The sequence below is a fragment of the Cohnella cholangitidis genome, from assembly GCF_014107495.1.
Lineage (GTDB): Bacteria > Bacillota > Bacilli > Paenibacillales > Paenibacillaceae > Cohnella > Cohnella cholangitidis.
This window is the reverse complement of record NZ_CP041969.1, coordinates 1,217,229-1,238,907: the sequence shown is the minus strand read 5'-3', so window position 1 is coordinate 1,238,907 and position 21,679 is coordinate 1,217,229. Positions and strand designations below refer to the sequence as shown.

The 21,679-nt window shown below is 50.8% G+C and carries 16 protein-coding genes; all 16 read left to right on the top strand.

Annotated elements, in window-relative coordinates; genetic code table 11:
• The first annotated feature begins 28 nt into the window (after positions 1 to 28).
• The 16 genes from FPL14_RS06095 (at position 29) to FPL14_RS06020 (ending at position 21,657) form a co-directional block, all read left to right on the top strand.
• Complete coding sequence (locus tag FPL14_RS06095; RefSeq protein ID WP_182302175.1) at positions 29 to 3,553, top strand: hypothetical protein; 3,525 nt, start codon at positions 29 to 31, stop codon at positions 3,551 to 3,553.
• Between the two features lie 97 nt (positions 3,554 to 3,650).
• Entirely contained in the window at positions 3,651 to 5,885 is a 2,235-nt protein-coding gene (locus FPL14_RS06090) for an autotransporter outer membrane beta-barrel domain-containing protein (protein WP_182302174.1), read from the top strand.
• Positions 5,791 to 6,258, top strand: a complete 468-nt coding sequence (locus FPL14_RS06085) for a hypothetical protein (RefSeq protein WP_182302173.1) — start codon at positions 5,791 to 5,793, stop codon at positions 6,256 to 6,258. Before FPL14_RS06090 ends, FPL14_RS06085 begins: the two co-directional genes overlap by 95 nt.
• A gap of 130 nt (positions 6,259 to 6,388) precedes the next feature.
• Positions 6,389 to 6,967 (top strand): WIAG-tail domain, encoded by a 579-nt coding sequence (locus tag FPL14_RS06080; RefSeq protein WP_182302172.1) that lies wholly within the window; start codon positions 6,389 to 6,391, stop codon positions 6,965 to 6,967.
• Positions 6,968 to 7,223: 256 nt separating this feature from the next.
• Positions 7,224 to 7,985 (top strand): glycosyltransferase family 2 protein, encoded by a 762-nt coding sequence (locus FPL14_RS06075; RefSeq protein ID WP_407644663.1) that lies wholly within the window; start codon positions 7,224 to 7,226, stop codon positions 7,983 to 7,985.
• 66 nt (positions 7,986 to 8,051) lie between these two features.
• The gene (locus FPL14_RS06070) at positions 8,052 to 8,777 is read left to right on the top strand and encodes a sugar phosphate nucleotidyltransferase (RefSeq protein WP_182302171.1); all 726 of its coding nucleotides are present in this window, start codon (positions 8,052 to 8,054) and stop codon (positions 8,775 to 8,777) included.
• A 79-nt stretch (positions 8,778 to 8,856) separates the two neighbouring features.
• On the top strand, positions 8,857 to 10,251 hold the full coding sequence (locus FPL14_RS06065) for a glycosyltransferase family 2 protein (RefSeq protein ID WP_182303871.1): 1,395 nt from the start codon (positions 8,857 to 8,859) through the stop codon (positions 10,249 to 10,251).
• A 254-nt stretch (positions 10,252 to 10,505) separates the two neighbouring features.
• Complete coding sequence (locus FPL14_RS06060; protein ID WP_182302170.1) at positions 10,506 to 10,796, top strand: nucleoside-diphosphate sugar epimerase; 291 nt, start codon at positions 10,506 to 10,508, stop codon at positions 10,794 to 10,796.
• A gap of 28 nt (positions 10,797 to 10,824) precedes the next feature.
• Positions 10,825 to 11,163, top strand: coding sequence for an alpha-helical endospore appendage domain-containing protein (locus FPL14_RS06055; protein WP_182302169.1), 339 nt, complete (start codon positions 10,825 to 10,827; stop codon positions 11,161 to 11,163).
• Positions 11,160 to 11,459 carry a hypothetical protein gene (locus FPL14_RS06050; RefSeq protein WP_182302168.1) on the top strand — a complete coding sequence of 100 codons (300 nt, stop codon included), beginning with the start codon at positions 11,160 to 11,162 and terminating at the stop codon, positions 11,457 to 11,459. Before FPL14_RS06055 ends, FPL14_RS06050 begins: the two co-directional genes overlap by 4 nt.
• Positions 11,456 to 11,782: a hypothetical protein gene (locus tag FPL14_RS06045; RefSeq protein WP_182302167.1), complete on the top strand. Its 327-nt coding sequence runs from the start codon at positions 11,456 to 11,458 to the stop codon at positions 11,780 to 11,782. The genes FPL14_RS06050 and FPL14_RS06045 overlap by 4 nt, the downstream gene beginning before the upstream one ends.
• Positions 11,783 to 12,294: 512 nt before the next feature.
• Complete coding sequence (locus FPL14_RS06040) at positions 12,295 to 13,452, top strand: copper amine oxidase N-terminal domain-containing protein (RefSeq protein WP_182302166.1); 1,158 nt, start codon at positions 12,295 to 12,297, stop codon at positions 13,450 to 13,452.
• Positions 13,453 to 13,457: 5 nt separating this feature from the next.
• Complete coding sequence (locus FPL14_RS06035) at positions 13,458 to 16,475, top strand: PKD domain-containing protein (RefSeq protein ID WP_182302165.1); 3,018 nt, start codon at positions 13,458 to 13,460, stop codon at positions 16,473 to 16,475.
• A 209-nt stretch (positions 16,476 to 16,684) separates the two neighbouring features.
• A complete protein-coding gene (locus FPL14_RS06030; RefSeq protein WP_182302164.1) occupies positions 16,685 to 19,126 on the top strand; it encodes a PKD domain-containing protein in 2,442 nt (813 codons plus the stop codon).
• 157 nt (positions 19,127 to 19,283) lie between these two features.
• Positions 19,284 to 20,372, top strand: a complete 1,089-nt coding sequence (locus FPL14_RS06025; protein ID WP_182302163.1) for an aminoglycoside phosphotransferase family protein — start codon at positions 19,284 to 19,286, stop codon at positions 20,370 to 20,372.
• A gap of 103 nt (positions 20,373 to 20,475) precedes the next feature.
• Positions 20,476 to 21,657 (top strand): phosphotransferase, encoded by a 1,182-nt coding sequence (locus tag FPL14_RS06020; protein ID WP_182302162.1) that lies wholly within the window; start codon positions 20,476 to 20,478, stop codon positions 21,655 to 21,657.
• Positions 21,658 to 21,679 lie beyond the last annotated feature (22 nt).

Sequence of the window (21,679 nt, the reverse complement as noted above, 5' to 3'; positions counted from 1 at the left end):
GATTTCGATGATCAGGAAGGAGAGGCATATGAAAAAGAAACAGGCGAGTAAGACAACCAGATCGCGCCGGCCGCTTTATTACGTCGATAATCCGAACAATCTCGAGCTGAAATGGCTGGATGACATACAACAACAGAAAGCCAAGCAGATTTCCGTTCACGGATCGGCAATCGCGGATAAGCCATCGGCGGACAAACAAGCAGAGAACAAGCAAGATCAAGACGATTCGAATGCGGACGGCGAGCCATTCTCGCCATCTTTTGCGGTTTCGAGTCATCCCGTAGCCGTCGAGACGGAATTGCCGCAGTTGTCCGAGTTCGTCTCGTCGCTGCAGGAAGCCGAAGAAATAGTGGCCATAGCAACAGCTCTACCTCCGTCTATCGAGCTGCCCGCCGCGGTCGAACTGCCGGATGTCGCGGCGGTCGTCGAATCGCTGCAAGCGGAAAGCATGCAATCGACGGATGAATTGGTCGCGATGTTGAGCAACGACATTCCCCTGGAAGACCCCGCGATCGAGGAAATCGCGGCGGAGGAGCAAGCGGACCGGGAAGCCAGACATACCAAGCTCGAGGAGAAAAGAATGCCTCACCGTCCGTCTCCGATCGTGTACACGGACGATATTGCGGATGAGGCGGTCACCGGAGACAAACTGGCCCCATTCTCGGTTAAGGCTACGCATCTTGCCGCGGATTCGGTAGGCACGAATTCTTTGGCGGACTTCTCCGTTACGGCTATCAAATTGGCCGACGGCTCGATTACTTCCTCGAAGTTAGCTTCGGAATCCGTCGTAGGCGACCATCTGACCAAGAACTCGATCTCCGGCCAGAAAATTCGCGACCGATCGATAACGGGCGAGAAACTGCGCGATGGGAGCGTATCTTCGGAGAAGCTTGCGGACAGAACGATCAGTTCGGACAAAATCGCCGAAGGCTCCATACAGGCTAAGCATCTGAACTTATCTATCATCACCTCGGAATTGCTGCAAGACCAGATCATTACGTCGGAGAAAATCCGCAGCGGATCGATTCGTACCGAGAATTTGGCGAACGAAAGCGTAGATACGTCGAAATTGGCTGACGGGTCCGTAACTTCTTCGAAGCTTCGGGACGGTTCGGTATCCAAGGATAAAGTGGCTCGGGGAGCCATCGAAACCCAACATCTGACGGAAGGACTCGTGCTCGCCGATCACGTAGCTCTCGGAGTATTGCAGGGAAAGCATTTGGCTCCGCGCGCCGTAGCGGCGGAGCATCTCGTAGACGGATCGGTCGGAACGCGCGAGTTGGCCGAGAGGTCCGTATCGGGAAGCAAGCTAAAGATCGGCGCGGTTCTATCCGAACATCTGCAAGCGGGAGTGGTAAGGGGCGACCATCTCGCGGACGAGGCCGTTAAAACGAAACATCTGGCTGACGGAGCGATCATCGCGTCCAAGTTAGCCGAGCAGTCGGTTACTACGCTTAAGCTGGTCGATCATGCGATTACTTCGACCAAAGTTGCCGACCAGAGCATCGTATCCGGCAAAATCGCCGACGACGCCGTGCAGTCCAGACATATAGCCAAGAATAGCATTGGAGCCGATAAGCTTGCGGACGGAATCGTCGAATCGCGGCATCTGACGGAACGTTCCGTGGATAGCCGGCATTTATCCGCCCAAGCGGTCGGAAGGGAACATCTGAAGGAGGAACTCATAGGGGCCAAGCAACTCGCGAAAAGCGCCATCCAATCCCCTCATCTATCCGATGGAGCGGTGGGCGCTTCCCAGATTTCGGATGGAGCGGTCACCTCCGCGAAGCTCGCGGATCAATCCGTCGGAAGCCGGAATTTGGCGACCCTCGCGGTAAAGACGGAGCATCTGTCGTCGGGAAGCGTTACGTCGGAACAACTGGCGAACGGGTCTCTTAAACCTTATCATTTCTCGCCGGAATCTGTCTCGGCCAGCGCGCTGGCGAGCGATTCCGTGGACAGCCGCCATATCCGCCAAGGGGCGGTGGAGGCCGCTCATATCGGGAATGCGTCGGTTAGCACCGCCGCGTTGCAAATCGAATCCGTGACGGAGAAGAATATCGCCCCCGGGGCCGTAGGAGAACGCCAACTCGGCGTTCGAGCGGTATTCTCGCATCATCTGACCGACCATCTGATTACGTCATTAAAGCTGTCGCCCGAGTGCGTGTCGACGGATAAGCTGGCAGATCTGGCGGTTACGACGGCCAAACTCGCGGATGACAGCATTACTTCCGACAAGCTGTCCGAAAACGCGGTATACGATAAAGCTTTGCAGGACGGCGCGGTAACCGGGAGGTCATTGGCCGAAGGGTCTATTTCTTCCCTGCATTTGAGATCTAAAGCCATTAAACAGTCGCACTTGAGCGAAGGCGCGGTAACCCCTTCGATCTTGGCGGAAGGCGCGGTTACGAAAGAGAAGATCGCGGACGGGGCCGTCAAACCGCAGCACTTGGTTTCAAATGCGGTCGAGAGCCGGCATATCGCCGAACAATCGGTACTCGGAATCCACATCGCCGAAAAGAGCATACGCGAAATGCATCTCCACGACGGCAGCATTACCGTTGGCAAGCTTGCGGCCAACAGCGTCGACAGCAGCAAGCTCCAAGCCGGATCCGTGAAGGAATCCCATTTAGGCGACCATGCGATCGCATCCTCGCATCTGCAAGCGAATCTAATCGATAAAGACCATATCCGCGAAGGAGCGGTCGATGCCGCGCATCTGGCCAAAAACAGCGTTCAGGAAGCGGCAATCGCGGATCAGGCGATTACTTCCCGCAAATTGGCGGACGATAGCGTCACGTCCAAGAAATTGTCTATTCTCAGCGTAGGCAACGAGCATCTGCAAATCGAAAGCGTCAGCGGCAAACATTTGAAGTCCGAGTCCGTACACGGATTCCATCTGCGCAAAGGAACGGTATCCGTCTCCCATCTTGCGCCCGATCTGCTCGAATTGGCCAAAAACGGAGAACGCCGCATCGATGCCGAACGATTAGAGCCGAATGCGGTTAGCGCTGTCCATATTAAAGACAGATCGATTACCGAGGATAAGCTCGCCGACGGCTTGATTTCGAGAGAGAAGCTCGCGAACGGCAGCGTGACGACGGAAAAGATCGACGACGACAGCCTAACGACGGATAAATTCCAAGACAAATCCATAACGACGGAAAAATTGGACGATGGCGCGGTTACGTCGGAGAAGCTTGCGGAAGGCAGCGTCGGAACGGAACAATTGGCGGAAAGCTCGGTCGTTACGGATATTCTCGGAGACGGGAGCGTAACGTCCGGGAAGCTGGTCGATCGGGCGGTTACGTCGGAAAAGCTTGCGGATAGGGGAGTCGGAACGAAGCAATTGGCGGAAGGCTCGGTCGTTACGGCCATCCTTGGGGACGGCAGCGTCACTTCCGGAAAGCTTGCCGACGGCTCGGTTACGAACGCCAAGCTGGAGGTTGGCAGCGTCGGAACGAGGCAGCTTGCGGAAAGGTCGGTAGTGAGCGGACATTCTCGGCGACGGGAGCGTAACGACCGAGAAAGCTTGCCAACGGCGCGGTACTAACGCGAAGCTGGAATACGGCAGCGTCGGAACGACACAACTGGCGGAAGGGTCGGTCGATGCGGACATCCTTGGGGAATGCAGCGTAACGGCTGGCAAGTTGAAAGACGGAGCGGTTACGACGGAAAAGCTAGCGCATGGCAGCGTGGGAACGAGACAATTGGCGGCGAACGCGGTCGTTACGGATATTCTTGCGGATGGCAGCGTCACTTCCGGAAAGCTTGCCAAAGGTGCGGTAACGAGTCAAAAACTTGCCGACGGAAGCGTCGGAACGACACAACTGGCGGAAGGGTCGGTCGATGCGGACATCCTTGGGGAATGCAGCGTAACGGCTGGCAAGTTGAAAGACGGAGCGGTTACGACGGAAAAGCTCGCGCATGGCAGCGTGGGAACGAGACAATTGGCGGCGAACGCGGTCGTTACGGATATTCTTGCGGATGGCAGCGTCACTTCCGGGAAGCTTGCCGAAGGTGCGGTAACGAGTGAAAAGCTTGCGAGCGGCAGTATCGGAACAATCCAGCTGGCTGCAGGAGCGGTAATTACGGATATTCTCGGCGAAGGCAGCGTAACGGCCGGCAAGCTTGCGGACGGCGCCGTAACGAGCGCCAAGCTAGCGCATGACAGCGTGGGAACGAGCCAACTGGCAGCCGGTTCGGTTAATGCGGTCATATTGGAAAACGGAAGCGTAACGACGGATAAGCTCCTTGACGGCGCGGTTACGACGGATAAGCTTGCAGGCAGCAGCGTGGGAACGAGTCAACTGGTGTATCATTCGGTAACGATGGACATATTGGCCGATGACAGCGTAACGTCCGGCAAGCTAGCGGACGGCGCGGTCACGAACGCGAAGCTTGCGTATGGCAGCGTGGGAACGAGTCAATTGGCAGCCGGCTCCGTCAACGCTGACATTCTAGCGGATGAGAGCGTGACGGGCAGCAAGCTGGCGAACGGCGCGGTGACCTCCGAGAAGCTTGCATTTGGCAGCGTTAATACGTACCAATTGGCAGTAGAATCCGTTACTTCAGCCATAGTGGCCGAGGAAAGCATAACGACCGAGAAGCTGATGGACGGCGCGGTAACATCCGCGAAACTAGCGTACGGCAGCGTCGAAACAAGCCATCTAGCGGCGGGAGCTATCGTTGCTGATCTTCTGGACGAAGGAAGCGTGACGGCCGGGAAGCTTGCGCGCGGAGTGGTTACGGCGGATAAGCTGGCGGACGGCAGCGTCGGTACGGAGCAATTAGCGGGAAGATCGGTGACGGAGGATAAATTGGCCGATGACAGCGTATCGACCGCCAAACTGATCGATGGCGTCGTCACGACGGATAAATTGGCCGGAAGCAGCGTTGGCACGAGTCAAATATCCGACGGGTCGGTGACAACGGACAAATTGGCGGACGGCTCCGTATCTTCGGAGAAGTTGAGCGATGGCGCGGTAACCTCCGAAAAGCTGGCTGACGGCGGTGTCGGAACGAAACAATTGGCACGGGGTTCGGTCGTATCCGATATTCTGGCCGACGACAGCGTGACGGTCGAGAAGCTTGCGAACGGCACGGTAACGGCGGATAAGCTAGCGGACGGCAGCGTCGGTTCGATCCAATTGGCGGACGGTTCCGTGACGACTGACAAACTCGCGCAAGGTGCCGTAGCGGTTGAGAATCTTTCAGCCCAATTGTCCGGATTTTTAGCTTTTGTAGGTAACCCGATCACCGATGATAGATTGGCGGACGGTGCTGTCAGTTCCGAGAAGCTGGCTCCAGGGGCCGTGGGTACGGAGCAGCTCGCGGACGGTTCGATCGTGAGCGGGAAGCTGAGCGACGGAAGCGTTGGCACGAATCAATTGGCGGCGGGTTCGGTCAACGCCGAGAAATTATCCGTGCGCAGCGTCAGTTCCTCGCATCTTATCCCGCGTTCCATTCTGGGTTATCACCTAGGGGAACAAACGATCACTTCCAGCCACATTAAACCGCTAGCCGTCAAGGGAGAACATCTTGTGGACGGCAGCGTAAGCAGAGAAAAGCTTGCAACGGACGTTCGCGAGCTGTTGGATCACTTGCAAGATGCCGTCGCCGCTATCGACTCGGTTCAAGAAGAAAGCAAGGGTTTTGAGCAAGGCACCGTGACGGGCGAATTTCTGGCGGACGGCAGCATTAGCGGAGCGAAGCTGGAGAATGGCAGCGTGACGGGCGAGCATCTGGCAGACGGCAGCGTTAGGCGGAGCGAAGCTGGAGAATGGCAGCGTGACGGGCGACATCTGGCAGACGGCAGCGTTAGGCGGAGCGAAGCTAGGGTACGGCAGCGTGACGGGCGAATTTCTGGCGGACGGCAGCATTAGCGGAGCGAAGCTGGAGAATGGCAGCGTGACGGGCGAGCATTTGGCGGATGGCAGCATAAGCGGAGCAAGGCTAGAGTATGGCAGCGTGACGGGCGAACATCTGGCAGACGGCAGCATTGGCGGAGCGAAGCTGGAAAATGGCAGTGTGACGGGCGAGCATTTGGCGGATGGCAGCATAAGCGGAGCAAGGCTAGAGTATGGCAGCGTGACGGGCGAACATCTGGCAGACAGCAGCATTGGCGGAGCGAAGCTAGAGTATGGCAGCGTGACGGGCGAATTTCTGGCGGACGGCAGCATTAGCGGAGCGAAGCTGGAGAATGGCAGCGTGACGGGCGACATCTGGCAGACGGCAGCGTTAGCGGGGCGAAGCTAGAGTATGGCAGCGTAACCGGCGAGCATTTGGCGGATGGCAGCATAAGCGGAGCAAGGCTAGAGTATGGCAGCGTGACGGGCGAACATCTGGCAGACGGCAGCGTTAGCGGGCGAAGCTAGAATATGGCAGCGTGACTGCCGACCATCTGGCAGATGGCAGCGTTAGCGGGGCGAAGCTAGAGTATGGCAGCGTAACCGGCGAGCATTTGGCGGATGGCAGCATAAGCGGAGCAAGGCTAGAGTATGGCAGCGTGACGGGCGAACATCTGGCAGACGGCAGCGTTAGCGGGGCGAAGCTAGAATATGGCAGCGTGACTGCCGACCATCTGGCAGATGGCAGCATTGGCGGAGCGAAGCTAGAGTGTGGCAGCGTGACAGGCGAGCATCTGGCAGACGGAAGCGTGGACGAGGAGAAACTATCTTTTCAACCTGTCATTGCCCCATTGCCGGGAATCGGATTACTATTCGGCAACCAGGAATTCGCTTTCCAGGGCGGAATAGAGTCCATGCGCATTGTCGTGCCGTTCGCCACCTCTTTTGCCGATAGTTCATATACTTTAATCGCCATGTCCGATCATGCTTCCTGCAATTGCGTTCTCGGAAACAAACGCCCGCAAGAGGCTGAACTGATCGTATTCCGTACGCGCTTGGGACCGGAACCGCGAGGAACGATTCAATGGATCGCCTTAGGCAATAAGGCGAAAGGGTAAAAGATTCGCATACGAGAAGCGGTGCCTCCGATATGGCAGGGCACCGCTTTTTGTCGAATGCCGAACCGTACATATGCCGTTGCGAATGGACACGTCACACATACAATGTCATGTATACCGTAGCCCGAGCCTGAGGGGGGTGAATGGATTGGCGTATAAAATCGGAAAGAACGTTTCTCGTCTCCGCAAGCCGCTTAGTGCGGGGAGAGCGCGTAAATCGCCGATGAGAAGCTTCGCTTCCTCCAAGAAACACGAAATGGCACTCCGCCCCTCCGAGGATTCATGGTCATCTCCTTACGTATCGGTTATCGTGCCTGTAATGAACGAGCGAAGAACGCTGAGAAGGGTCATCCGGGAAGCGTTCAAGGTTCATCCCCATGCGGAGGTTATCGTGGTTGTGAACGGCTCGACGGACGGATCGCTGAACATCGCACGGCAAAGCGGCGCTAAAGTACTTTACTTCGATCGCCCGTTAGGCCACGATGTCGGCAGGTCGATCGGGGCCAAAGAAGCGAAAGGCCATGTTTTGCTATTTATCGATGCCGATATGGTCATTCCCGCATCGAAGCTAAGAGCCTTTGTCAACGCGGTGGCGAACGGGACCGACGTAGCTCTCAACGACTATTCCGGCCCGGTTAACAAATCGGTCGTCCATGGCGTTGTTCTTGCCAAACATGCACTAAATACGTTGCTTGGACGCCCCGATCTAAAGGGGACCTCAATGACGGCTATTCCCCATGCGATCAGCCGCAAAGCATTATCGGTCATAGGCCATTCCGCGCTGTCCGTACCTCCGCTGGCACACACGATGGCTATCCGCGAAGGATTGAAGGTCGATCGGGCGATCCCGATCAACGTTGGGTTGTTGAATCCGATACGCACGAAGCGGGAGAGGAAAAATTCCTTGGAACCGCTTATTGTGGGAGACCACTTGGAAGCCATCCAGTGGTGGCTGAAAAAATCGGATTCCAGGGGCGGATATGACGATGGAGTCCGTCAAAGGTGGATGGTGTGGTAATTCGATGCAAGAATTCGGGAAGCTTGAAGAGCGCTTTACTTCCAATCTTCGCGAGGAGGAATGGTTTTGAAGGCTGTCATACTGGCAGGCGGAACGGGATCTAGGCTTAAACCGCTTACCTACTGGACGAATAAACATTTGTTGCCCGTTGGTTCGTATCCTATGATCTGTTACGGAATAACGAAATTACGCGATGCCGGCATCCGGGATATCATCATCGTGACTAACCGGATGGCTCTGGGGAGCTTCGCGGAAGTTCTCGGCAGCGGCCGGGATTGGGGAGTATCGATCATGTACCGGGTTCAGGAAGAAGCGGGAGGCATCGCCCAGGCGTTGGAGCTGGCGCGCCCCGTCATATCCCCGAAGGAAAAGTTCGTCGTGTTGCTCGGCGATAATTTGTTCGAGGAAAGCTTGCGGCCTTACCGCGAGCAGTTCTTAAAACAGGCTAACGGGGCGATGGTGCTGTTGAAGAAAGTCGACGATCCTCGGCGATACGGCGTGCCCATTTTAGACGAAACGAATGGACGGATCGTGTTAATCGAGGAGAAACCGGAGCATCCGCAATCCGAATATTGCGTAACGGGCCTTTATTTTTACGATGCCGAAGTATTCGAATTGATCAATGGTGTTACGCCTTCCCGCAGAGGGGAATTGGAAATCACGGACGTCAACAACGCGTATGCCAGGAGCGGTCGTCTCGCTTACCGAGAGCTTACCGGCTGGTGGACGGATGCCGGTACGTTCGAGTCCTTGGAAGAAGCGGGCAGGAAATTGAAGGGCGCGATCTCTTGAGAGCTCCAAAAATATATAAATAGCCTTTCTTAAATGCTAGGAAAGGTAGAACCCAAGGGAGGCGAGTGGATTGGCTGCGATGAGGGCGAAAACGGTACGCATGAAACGTCGCAAGTTTTCCCGTAACCATTCGGTTGCTGCCAAGACCAAACTTCGCAACAGGCAACCTGGATCGCTTGATAAGGACAACGTCCGTAAGGTCCACTATCGAGAAGGGTTCGGAGAAGGGTATCGCGAAGGCGTACAGGCAGGGATTCAAAGTTATTCGACGGAGTTCGAAGGAACAAGCATCGTTATCCCGACTTACAATCAGTTGGACTTTCTGAGGTTATGCGTTGAAAGCATAATGAAAAATACCGATTTGCCCTATGAGATCATAGTCGTGGATAATGCTTCGACGGACGGGACGGAGGCTTATTTGCGGGGATTGGGAGGCCAAGTCAGGTATCGGGTGCTAGACGACAACCGGGGCTTTGCCGGAGCGATCAACGTTGGCATGATGATGGCCAAGGGGCGAACGATCATGCTGCTCAACAATGATACGTTGGCTACGGAAAAATGGCTCGACAATTTGCTCATCTGTTTATATAGCGACGATAACATCGGAATGGTCGGACCCGTAACAAACTATATCAGCGGGGGTCAGCAAATTAACGTTCCTTATGACAATGTCGCGGATATGCCGAAATTTGCCCGAGAGAACAATAAATCCAATCCCGCGCGTTGGCGGCGGATCGATCGGCTAACCGGGTTTTGTTTATTGTTCCGCAGAGAGCTGTTCGAAGCAATCGGATACTTCGACGAGGGCTTCGAGATCGGGAACTTCGAGGATGACGATTATAACGTCCGAGTAAGATTGATCGGCAAAAGCCTGGTTATGGCGGAGGATTCGTTCATCCATCATTTCGGCAGCGTCAGCATGAAAGCACTTGGCGATCGATTCCAGGAAGTGAACGACCGGAACCAGTTTTATTATTCGGACAAATGGCATAATCCGTATGAATGGATTCAGATGGTACGCGAGCATCCCGATCTGCGGCAATGCCCGTTGCCGAATACGGCATGCTTCTATCCGGAGAAGGTCGTTGTTCAAGCGATAGGAGCCAATTACTATTGGATCGAGGATGGTAAGCGCAGGTTGGTGGAGGGAGACGTCAGCTTCCCTGTTGTTCGGTTATCTCAAGTCGATCTTCGGCGTTGGCCGCTTGGCGAACCCATTTCCTCCGAAGAAGTAGAAGTTCGTTGGCGTGGAACGGGGGACGACTGGGATATGGAATCCGGGCTCGTCATGCTGTCTGACGGGAGTGCATACTATATCGAAAATAGTCTGGCGCGGCGCATAGTCAGCTCCGCGGCCATGACGAAGTGGAACCTGCATCTGAAACCGAAGAAGACGATCACGCCGGAGATGCTGGAATGCAAGGCTCAAGGGCTTCCGATTATTTCTGCGCCTTTGCTCCGTCAGGTTCTTTAACGGGTGTATAGTATTGCCGTTGTTAAGCCTATTAGCGGTCCGATTGAGGACGGTTAGTAGGCTTGTTTTGGTAGCGGCGATGTAGCAATGGCTGTTGGGAAGTTGGGAGCAACCCGTTGAGGAATGCCGAAACAATGTAGGCGTTTGCCCCAGTGGCAAGCGCTTATTGGCGGCATATGCTATATGTGACTAGACGTTTGCGTGTAGGCAGGAAGCCTAAGGTAAACCGTTAAGGGATGGGGGATGCGGCGAACATGCAGGAGTTGTTGACGGAAATAGTCGTTCATTTGTCCAAGTCACATCAGCAGATGGCCAGAATATTGGATGCTAAGCGGCATGTGACCGTACGTATGGCGCATTTGGTTCAGACGTTGCCGGATGAGAATCCCCAATTTACCGATCTTAGCGGGATAGTGGATAGTTCATCCAACGTCAATAAGAATGTGGTGTCCTATTTGAATAGTCTGGCGGACTTGCAGGAAGCTTTCGCGGATAGCATGACCAATGTCGTAAAGGCTATGGGGAGTTCCGCGGACGAAGAATAAAGGGGTCGCCGGAAGAGGAGGCAGAGGGATGAGCCGAGAGGAAGCTTACCATATTACGCTCGACGCCATTGCCAAAATGCAATGGAACGTTTCCTTGATTTTGGAAGCAAAAGCGACTGAGGCAGAGAAGGTTCGGAATTGGCTTTGCACCCATATTACGAATGGAACCTATGAAGCCCATAACGATCAGTTGTCCACCAGTTTGCAGTTTAACGAGCAGAATGTCGAGATCATCGACGGGTTAACGAAGCTGTGCAATGGATTAAGCCGGAATATGAAGGTCATCATCAATCCGGACAGCGAGGAGTCGGATGATTCGATGGCTTCCATGTTCGGAGGCATGGATACGGGAGAACTAGAGAGATGAACCGGCTGCAGCGGGAGTGGGAGATTAAGCTTCAACTCATGGGGGCCATAACCAGAAGCCAATCGGCATTGGCGAAAATATTGGAGAACGTAGCGGACGTTACGAATGTTACGGGGGTCACTCCAGCAACTCTTCATGAGCATGTTCGAGTTTTGACCGGCATGCAGGGAGCGCTGCTTAGATCGGTATCCGGAACAAGCTGGCGTCCGCCTACCCGAGGGACGCCGGTTTCCCCATGGCTATCATCCGACGTCCTAAAGCCCACTTATCGAAATGCGGGAGGTGTCTCGGATTGAAGCGCATTAAGCGTACATCACGTTACAGAATAGTCGGGAAAAAGAAGGTCCCGATCGTCACCCGCAAACTATCCAGGGGAGCTGCGAAACCGGTCCGTCGGGGCAAAATCCGTTCAGGTAAAGGCAAGCCGCGATTGCGGAAGAGGTTGATCCGACGTCGGGGCAAGGTGAGGATGCATAAGGGAGCGGGAGGCACGAGCGGTAAGGGCGGGGGCTCCATCCATAAAGCGGCCTTTAATCAAGCCTATAGCGAAGGTTACAACGAAGGCTTTACGAAAGGCTTCGAGGATGGCCATCAGTTAGCTTATGAGCAGCAGGTTTGATTGATTTAGTCGGAGTCTTGCGAGCCCATACGCCACCAATTGACACGATTTACAAATAAGTTGATATTTTGTCAGATTCATAGTTGACGAATAATAATTGTTGTTCATATAATAAATTATCCAAAAACAGGATATCTATCGCGAGGAAGCACCCGCAGACGTTTAACCGATGTCGGCCGTGCTTTCTCTTTTTTATGTCTTTTTTGATGGCGGGCTTTCGGGGCTGGGTTGCATGCCGGGTCCAAGAATCCAATTCATCTCGGCGAGGGGGATAATGAAGAAAAATGTGCGCATGCAGGGAATATGGGGTGTTGGCTGGAGCGTGGGGAGCGGCTTTAAGCGGCTTACCAATATGAGCGGACACCAGAGACCTTATTTTTCGAAATTTAGGTTCTCTTGGGCTCCTTGGCAGCAAATAAGGGCTTCTGTGTCCGATGGGGGAGCTAGCTGAACAAATCGGTCGTTGATTACTGGCTTGATTTTTAAATAGTCTATCATTTGGAGGAATAATCGTGAAAAATTTGACCGCAGTTTTCTTAATTCTGATTATCGTTCTACTATCTGTCGGATCAGCAGGAGCGGCTACAGTGAAACCCGATGTGACGTTTATTATCGATGGCAAGCCGTTTAAGACCCCGAAAGGCGAGCCAGAACCATACGTGAACAAGGACAAACGTACAATGGTTTCCATTCGCTTCTTCTCTAGCGCGATCGGTATGACTAGCAAGGACGTGAAGTGGAATAACAAGACACAAACAGTTACGCTAAAGCGTAATGGGGATGAAGCGACTATCGTTCTTGGAAGCTCGATCATGAAAGTTAACGGTGCATCCGTAACGATGGATACACAAGCAGAAATGAAGAATGGCCGCCTGTTTATTCCGGTGCGATATGCCGCTATTGCGCTCGGTGTTTACTTCGAGTGGGATGGAGATAAGAAGCTTATTTCGATCAACAGTAAAGTAAAAGCAGAACCAATTCCAACTTTTGAATATAAACTGCCTAGCGATGAGATTTTCGATAACAAGGAGAAGTTGAACCAGCTGACCTCATATCCTCATTACTTCATTCCGGAAAACGGTAAATTTCTGTTCCGCGTGGGAGAGAACGGAAGCGATCCGAATTACACGCTTAAAGAAACGTTAATTCCAGATTTAAATCGTCGGTTATACGATGCTACTAAAGTATTATTGGATGATAACAACTTTGTTGGATTGAAATATGACTCGGACGGGGTAGGGGAATATCCTGAAAGAGTATTTCTATCTTACTCTAAGGGACCTGCATTTGATGCAAGAGGTAACCATCTGTTTCAGTTTATTTTGAGAGAAGAAGAGGCTTATAGTAACAAACTTATGGGTAAAGAATTTAGCGATAATGCTTCGATTCTCTTTGTTTTGGAAAGATTATATAGGGATAAGAGCCCAAGCGGATGGGTAGATCCATTCTATGCAAATAAAATGAAATCTGCGTTTATCGCGTTATTTGGGATGAAGGATGGCAGTGATATTGCAGATTATGTTCTGAATCATTATGTTCAGAAACGACTAAATGGACAAGAATCGTATAAAAGTGTTAAACAAGTGAAGACATTCGGTAACATTCAAGTGGACTTTTATGATTCCGGTGAAGCGACAACATTGGACTTTGTATTTTCGTTTAAGCGGTGAGAAGTATGATGAAAAAGTTCATCTCCTTAATATTACTTGTCTGTTTGGGAGTAGGTATTCTACCTACTCCCTCCTTTGCTGCTTATCCTAATGACAAAGAGGAATTCTTTGAAATGTTGGATAATATGGGTGAGGAAACAATAAATAGTGGTGACCTTGAAGCAAATTTTCAAACCTATGAAAAGTACAACTTAATCGTTTATGGGCTTCCTTTTGGGGAAATGGGTACGAGCATCTGTCCAGATAAACCACAAGACCAGCCGCGATATCTAGGATATACGGTTAATCATACGAAATACGCAAATACTTGTTTTCGGCCGGATGCGACGAAAGATGATCCCCAAGATTGGAGTACCTATTTGAAACAATCAGAAGGTGTAAAATCGTGGGAGAAATTATCTACTAGCCAGCGTGAGTTTCTGAAAAAAACAAGTCTTTATGGTAATAATGCTGGACCAAACTATACCGTTAATTATATAAGTCAAAAAATGACCGGCGGAATAGGCGCATATAATATCTATACAAAGGTTCAGTCTCCTCCGAAGTGGCGTATTGGAGGAAGTGTCTATACAGAGCATTACGGTGCTAATAGCAGGGTATGGTATGCATCTTTTACAACGGAACCAATGGGCGGAAGCGATATGGTTGATGGGGTCATAAAAACTGATGATGGGCAAACCACCTATATCATTCCCAAGGGTGTTAACCAAATTGAAATTCCTTATTCAATTACAGCGAAAGCAGAGCTTACTCAATATGCTGTTGCAAACGATATATTATCGTTAAAGTCAATTAAAGATAATAAAAACGCAAGTGTCGCGCGTCAAGGAACCGTAACGCTTAATGGATTAAAGCACACTATCAAAAGGTCAGATTTCCCGGTTAGTGATGTGGATGTAAAAAAACCAATCAAACTAACAGGCCGTGTTTCAATCCTGAATGTATTCCAGGAAGAACAAACGGAGCCTGTAGAGAAAGATATTAATGTCGTCATCCAAGCGGATAACGATGATCCAGGAATTCGAGCAACTGCAGTGACGAATCCTAACTCTGTTAAATTTAACAATGCAGATATAAGGGTCAAACTGGATGCGACCGGCGAGCTGTACAATTACGACAACGCTAGTAACGTCAAAGAGTGGAAGTTTTACGCTAAAGAGAAGAATGACACTACGAATGCAACTTTGCAGACAAAAGTTGTCTCAGGCAACGTACTTTCTCAAAAGACGAGCTTTAACTTTACGATACCTAAAGCTAGGATGTCGGGAGCAAATTATACGCAAGTATATGCCGTTACAGCTGTAGCAGTTTTTAAGAACGCTGTTGCTGGAAAAGCAAGTCTATCCGCTCCTGCAGAAGCAGCTACCTTTGTATACAAAGAGACTGCGCCGCCGCCAGATCCCGAGCCTGATCCGAACATACCGCCTGTAGCTGTCATAGGAGGGCCGTCTGAGGTAGATGCGGGAAGCGAATTTACATTAAACGGTTCGAGCTCCTACGACCCGGATGGAACGGTAGTCGATTACAGATGGGGTAGGCCTAGCGGTTGCGGGTTATCGGAAGATTACGGGGATTCGCAAAAAATCGTTTGCGGGTATCCTGGAACTTACACATTCGGGCTGACTGTAATCGACAATAAAGGCGCGCAGTCCAAAGACGCATACCATACCGTCGTCGTGAAGCCGCCTCTGCCTAAAGCTTTTATCCGCGTAGGAGGGACATTAAAACAAAATCGTAAAGTCGTAACGGATGGATCTACGAGCTATGAGCCTCCGGGAGCGCCAATCAGCAAATACGAATGGGAGATAACCGCCGTAAGCGGGGGAACCAATGCAGATGTTAAATATGCGGGATCTGCAAACGACGTAAGCAAAGAGGTTCTCTTTAAACAAGAAGGCACTTATCGGGTAAAGCTCACGGTATGGAACCATTGGGGATCGGATACCGCGGAAAAAACGATTACGATCAAACCCGATCTTCCTCCGATTATGGAGTCAAGCAGCATTACTCCCGTCTATCGCCAAAGTTATTATGAAAACCAAGCTTTAATCGAATTGGAAGATTTCTCGTACTCCGGAGACGGAGACTACATTAATGCGCGTACCGTTGCCGTTGCTTTCGATAACAACAACGATGGCACATGCGCTAACGACACGTACACGACGCTCTCCAGCACGGCTGGCAAGCGATATTCCTACGCCGCCCCTCAAGTAGGGAATTATTGCTTCAAAATCAGTGCGACGGAAACGTTCGGCGAGCCCACGATTCCGCAGTTCATTACGCCGGCGGATTATCGCAGCGGTATGTCCGAAGTGAAAGTGAATGTAGATAACTATGCACCTAGTACATCATTCGGGTTGCTCAAGAAGAAGTTCGTAGATATCAACTTCAATCTAGGGGAAAGTAATTACGCCTCGCTAGATGAGTTGAAGACAAAAGTCAATACGCTTGTCTTGCCTGAGCTAGCAGCGAACGGGATCGATGCAAAGATAACCTATGGCGATGCTAGACCAGCTGCGTCGAAATTGTTTTACTTTTACACGATAAAGAACAATGAATATTACACACAAAAACCGTTCGTATATAATCCTGAAACGGGTATAACGAAAGAGCTTGATCAGAAATTTATTTCGGGGACAGTGATGCCCGACGAAACAATCATTTACCGTGATGCGACAGGATCACTTCAAAAATACGATCCTGCAACTGGTAATAGCACTCATGTATATACTCCGCCCGAACATTACATTTCATCATGGGCTATTAATAAATTAGGCAACATCTTCTATACGAGTATGTGGGTTGTAGGGCATAGCGGGTTTATGCGCATAGGTGTTTTCATGTATGACCCGGTGACAAGAATAACGACACAAATTCACCAAAGCGACGCGAACGGCAATGGTCACTATGGGTACTCTAATCTGCAAGCGAGCTTCAATGGGAATGTATCTGTCCAATACGCGGATTCCGGATCAATATGGTCTAAAACCCATGCAAGTTTCTCACCGACTGGGCTTTCCTAGGCGATTTTGATAGATATCCAAATGCGATATATGGTACTGATGGATATCTCTACGGGTCGGGTGGAGTATATGGGAAATTTAACGACGCTTACAGTGGTACCGTATCTAATCTGACAAGCAGTAGATCAAAGCCTTATATGTATTATAACGCGGGTAAACAGCCTTATTCGTGGGATACTCGGGATGAAACCAACTCGGGATTAATGCGATTGAACCTGATAACGAGAGCAGAGGAACAAATCGATCCTTCGTACTCGAAGCTTGTCGGGATGACTTACGACGAGAAATTGTATTACAACATGAACAATAAAATGTACGTCTACGACCCCGAAAGAAATAGCAAGGAGTATGTATTCGACACAAGCACCGATTCTGAAATCCGATACGGGCCAATGATGTTGCTGCCCACAACCGATGTGGTTAATGCGCCGCCATCTGATAAGGGGTTAAAGGGTATTACGTGGCGAGATCCGACGAACAAGTTTTTCGTGGATATTACCAACAAAAATCGTCCGGACATGAACACGCCGCAAATACAAAGCAGTATGCTAAAAAGTTTGCTGGAGAATAACGTCTCTTACAACGTTCTCGGAGCTGCGGCAAATCAGGCGCAATCGAACGCGCTCATTTCACTAAACGACGGCAACGGTAAATTTTACGACAACAGCGATCCGGACGCGGCATTAACGACATTCACAAACGACCTAATAACACGTGTTAATCAGGATGCCGTTCTCGATCACTACCTTCTTCTCGGGGAATCGCTCGACTACATGACCAGTTATCTCGATCCGGAGTACGATCCCGAATTCGCTTCGAGATGGCGCTTTGACCATGATCCTAGCGTTTTCGAGAATAATCAGGGCGCGATCGAAAATAACGGCGGGTTTATTCCCGGAGCGATCATTACGCCTCCGAAAGTAGGAAAGTATGAAGTTCAATATCAGGCGCAAGACAACCCGACGTCGAATCCGAAATATTTCTCTTATCGGAAGTGGAGCGAAGGACCGGGAGATACGCTGACATTTTATGTTCACCGTGCGCCGTTTGCCTTGTACTCGGCAAGCGCAAATCTTAACGGCAATCAATATCACGTTTCCATCAACGAGTATTCCTACGATCTCGATCATCAAACTGCTTCGGGAAAAGGAATAACGCAGAAGGTCTGGCGTTGGAAGAACATCAAGGATACGAGTTGGACGGCGGGACTACCGCCTGCTATCTTGGCGGAGAACGAGCAATACGTCGTATCGCTCAAGGTTAAAGACATAGAGGGCGCTTGGAGTGACGAGAACGTGCAGATCATTGGAGCTACGGGCAACCTGCCTCCGGTTGCGTTGTTCACCGCTGAACCGGCAAGGATCTCGCAAGCGGAAGACTTCACGATTACCGACTTATCCTTTGACCCTAATAACGATCCGATCGTGGAACGCAAATGGGAAGCAGTTAAAGATGGCGTTCAGGTATATGCCGACGCACAAGCTCCGACAGCGAGCCAGCTCAAAGCGGGTGCGATATCCAAGGGGAAACCGGCAATCGGCAAATATACCCTATCCCTTCAGGTTAGGGACGAGCCTCCGGTCGGCATTTCCATGTGGAGTAACGTCTACCGGCAGGATGTACAGATCTTAAACGTACCTCCGGAGGCAATGATGGTCGTTCCTGACGGGACTAAAGAAAATCCTACGATTTTCAAAAACAGCCGGCCTGTTTTCAAATGGAATCAAACGGATGCCGACCCCGGAACGGTATTCAAGAAATACCAGATCCAGATTATCAATGAATACAATAGCCATTTCATTCTAGATACCGGGGAACGGAATCAGAACACGGCCGCGACTACGGCAACATGGACACCAAGCGCCGACCTGCCGACAGGAAAGAAGATGCAAGTAAGGGTGCGCGTAAACGATGGTACCGAGTGGTCGGGGTGGTCGCCTAGAACGTGGTTTATGATCAATTCGCCCCCGGTTGCCGATTTCGATTGGTCGCCAAAACCTTCGTGGGAAGGGGATCCGATCACGTTAATTAACCAATCCGCGGACCCGGACGATGACGTCCTGACTTACCAATGGGACATTACGGGACCGAACGGGTATACGCGCGCGAGCACGGAGACGAACCCTACCATCCCGGATACCGCGAACCGCCCGGGAATCTACACCGTTACGCTTACGGCAAAGGATTCTAACGGAGAGACGGATACGAAGAAGAAACAGATTCCCGTGGGCGAGCTTACTCTGGCGGGCAGGGTTAAACACACGCCGGAGTGGGAGGAGAACCGTTTAAACTGGAACGCCAAATATCCGGAGAAATCCCGCGCGGAAAACGTGTTTTGGGCGGGAGAAGCATTCGTACTGGAAGCAACGGTTACGGATACCGGAGAATCCGCGACTCGGGCGATTGCCGTGAAAGCCATGGCTACGACGGAATTGCAGAAGAGCTTAACGGAATCATCGTTGCGTTCGACGCTATGGGCAACGATTTTGCGCGAGGGGGATACGGATATCGTTTTCGACGAATTGCCGGATGGCCATTATGTGTTCGCGTTTACGGTGAATTATAGTAACGGCGTAACGAAAACGGCCGCCGTTCCGATCGAGATCCGAAACGCGGCAGACGAATACGTTCAAGTTCATCGCGTTCAATAGCTTCGCAATCGTTAGTTAAGCACCCATTTTCTCGCGTTCACGGGAGAATGGGTGCTTTTTGCTCGCCTATATTTGTCGGAAAGACGGATAAGTATCCAAGATGAACCTTGCAGGCACGAATATAAATGGTACATAAGCTCGAAGGGAGTGAGAACTTATGAGCCGAGCCATAAAAATAACGAAAAGAGTGATTCGCAGAAAATGGCGCGAAATGAAGTTCGCCGACCATTTCAGGACTTTCTTCGACGCGGACGTGTCGTTAAACCGCCATAAGATGAAGTGTTTGAAGGATTCTTACAAAAGCAGCATTTGGAAACTCGAAATCAGAGTTAACCGTAAAAGAATGCCTATCGTCTTAAAAATCTCCAAACCGTTAAGAAGGGACCGCCCGGAAAGCACCGTAGAGAAAAATATATACCGGAAAGCGAAGAACGTATTGCAACCGTTCATGCCGCAAATCTATTTGACGAAAAGAAACGTTTACGGTCACGGCTTGTGGGTGTTTATGGAATATATCGAATCGGTGTCGGGGCGAGTCCAATATAATCCGGATCACTTCGCCAGCATTATTCCGACGTTGGCGAAGCTTCACGCTTCGACGATGAACGAAAAATTCACTTCGCGCAAAAGCATCTTCTCGGACTGGTTGCCCCGATACGATTCCCAAAAGATGAACAAAGAGAGAATCCACATGAATAAGCAAACGATCTATTACCTGGAAAAGGCGATGAAGGTTCCTGCTCTTAGAACGATGTTGCAACCGCATTACGAGCTGCTGAGCGCAATGCTGAAGAAAGGGCCGGAGTTTTTTCCCGAAGTGACTAATGCAGGAATGAGTATCGTTCATGGGGACCTGCATACGGCCAATATGGCATGCCACAATGTGAAGCGAAGAGTATGGGATCTTAAGCTGATCGATTGGGAAGGCGCCAAATACGCCCCGTGTTGGTTTGATCTCGTGAATTTGGTCGGAATCTTCCTAGGGTACCGGAGAGAGTGGAAAGACGAAGAAGAGGAAATTACCCGTCGCTCCGTACAGTTGTACGCGGATGAGATGAGGAAGCACGGCGTAGTATTCGACATGGACCCCATGAAGCTCTATCAGATGGCCTACTTGAAGCGCATATTGGAAAGAAGCCTATATTTACAGTTGAACTGGGCCGTAACAGGCAAAAAAGAACCTAAGCTGCTGCCCGTTCTATTAGAGAAAGTCAAAGTCTGGGGCAAACAACTAGGTCTTTATTAGTCATCGGGTTAGCCGGATTCGTGATAAGTTACTTGATTTTATGTCACGAGTACGGGTTCCTACATAAGATATACAGGAAATCCGGAGTGGAGGAACAATAACAATGCTGAAACCCAATGATTCAGGCGGTTATGAAAAAGGGCGCGAGGATGGATTCAAACGGGGAAAACAGGATGGCTTCAATAAAGGACGCGAGGATGCGCGGGAACTAGTCCATAATCCGCCGCTTAACGAGATTAGCTTGAAATGGCGGGAGAATCGTTGTGCCGACAAATTCACCGGGTATTTCGGTCACTCCGTAACGCTTAACGATACTAACATGGAGTGTTTGAAGGATACCGTTAAAAGCACGATATGGAAACTCGAAATTACCGCGAACAAGAATTCCTACCCGATTATTCTTAAAATATTCAAGGCTCCGGTGCTCAACCAAGATTTGATCGAACTCAATATGTACCGCAAGGCGAGCGGGCTTCTCCCGGATCTGATGCCTACTATATATTCGGTAGAAGAAGGGCCTAACGGCCAAGATATTTGGGTGTACATGGAGTTCGTCCCTCAATTGAAAGGCCAAGTCATCTTTACCCCCGATTATTTCGACAAAATTATTCCTGCCTTGGCCAAACTCCATTCCCAAACCTATAACGACCGTTTCTATGAGCAATGGGATTTGTTCGCGGGTTGGCTGCCTTTATATCACTCCGAGGCTGCGACTCTTGATCGTCAGAAGACCAATAAGCAAACGTTGGAGTATTTAGATAAAGCCATGAGCCATCCGGATCTCCAACCAAGGCTGGACTCCAGTTACGACAGATTGAAGGGCATATTGCTCAAGGGGCCCGAATTTTTTCCCGAGCTCGTTCAAGCGGGAAAAAGCATTATTCACAACGATCTTCAGACGCCTAACATCGGCTGCGGAAACGTAGCGGAAGAGAATTGGAACATTAAATTCATCGATTGGGAAGGGGCGCGATTCGCTCCTTGTTGGTTCGATATGTTTAATTTGATCGGAGTGTTTTTCGCCTACCGGAAAGACTGGAGAAAAGACGAAGAAGCGGTCATTCGCCGTTGCGCCCATCTTTACGCTGCCGAAATGGGCAAACACGGCATCGCGTTTCAAGAAGATCCCGTCAAATTGTATAAAATGGCGTATTTGCAGCGAATTTTGGAACGGAGCTTATTTTTGCAGTTGCAGTGGGGTACGGAAGGGCAAAAGCCGGCCTTCCTTTTGGATAGTTATTTGGACAAAATAAACGGTTGGGGCAAAGAGCTAGGAATATATTAAGCCGGCATAGAAAGGAGGGGAG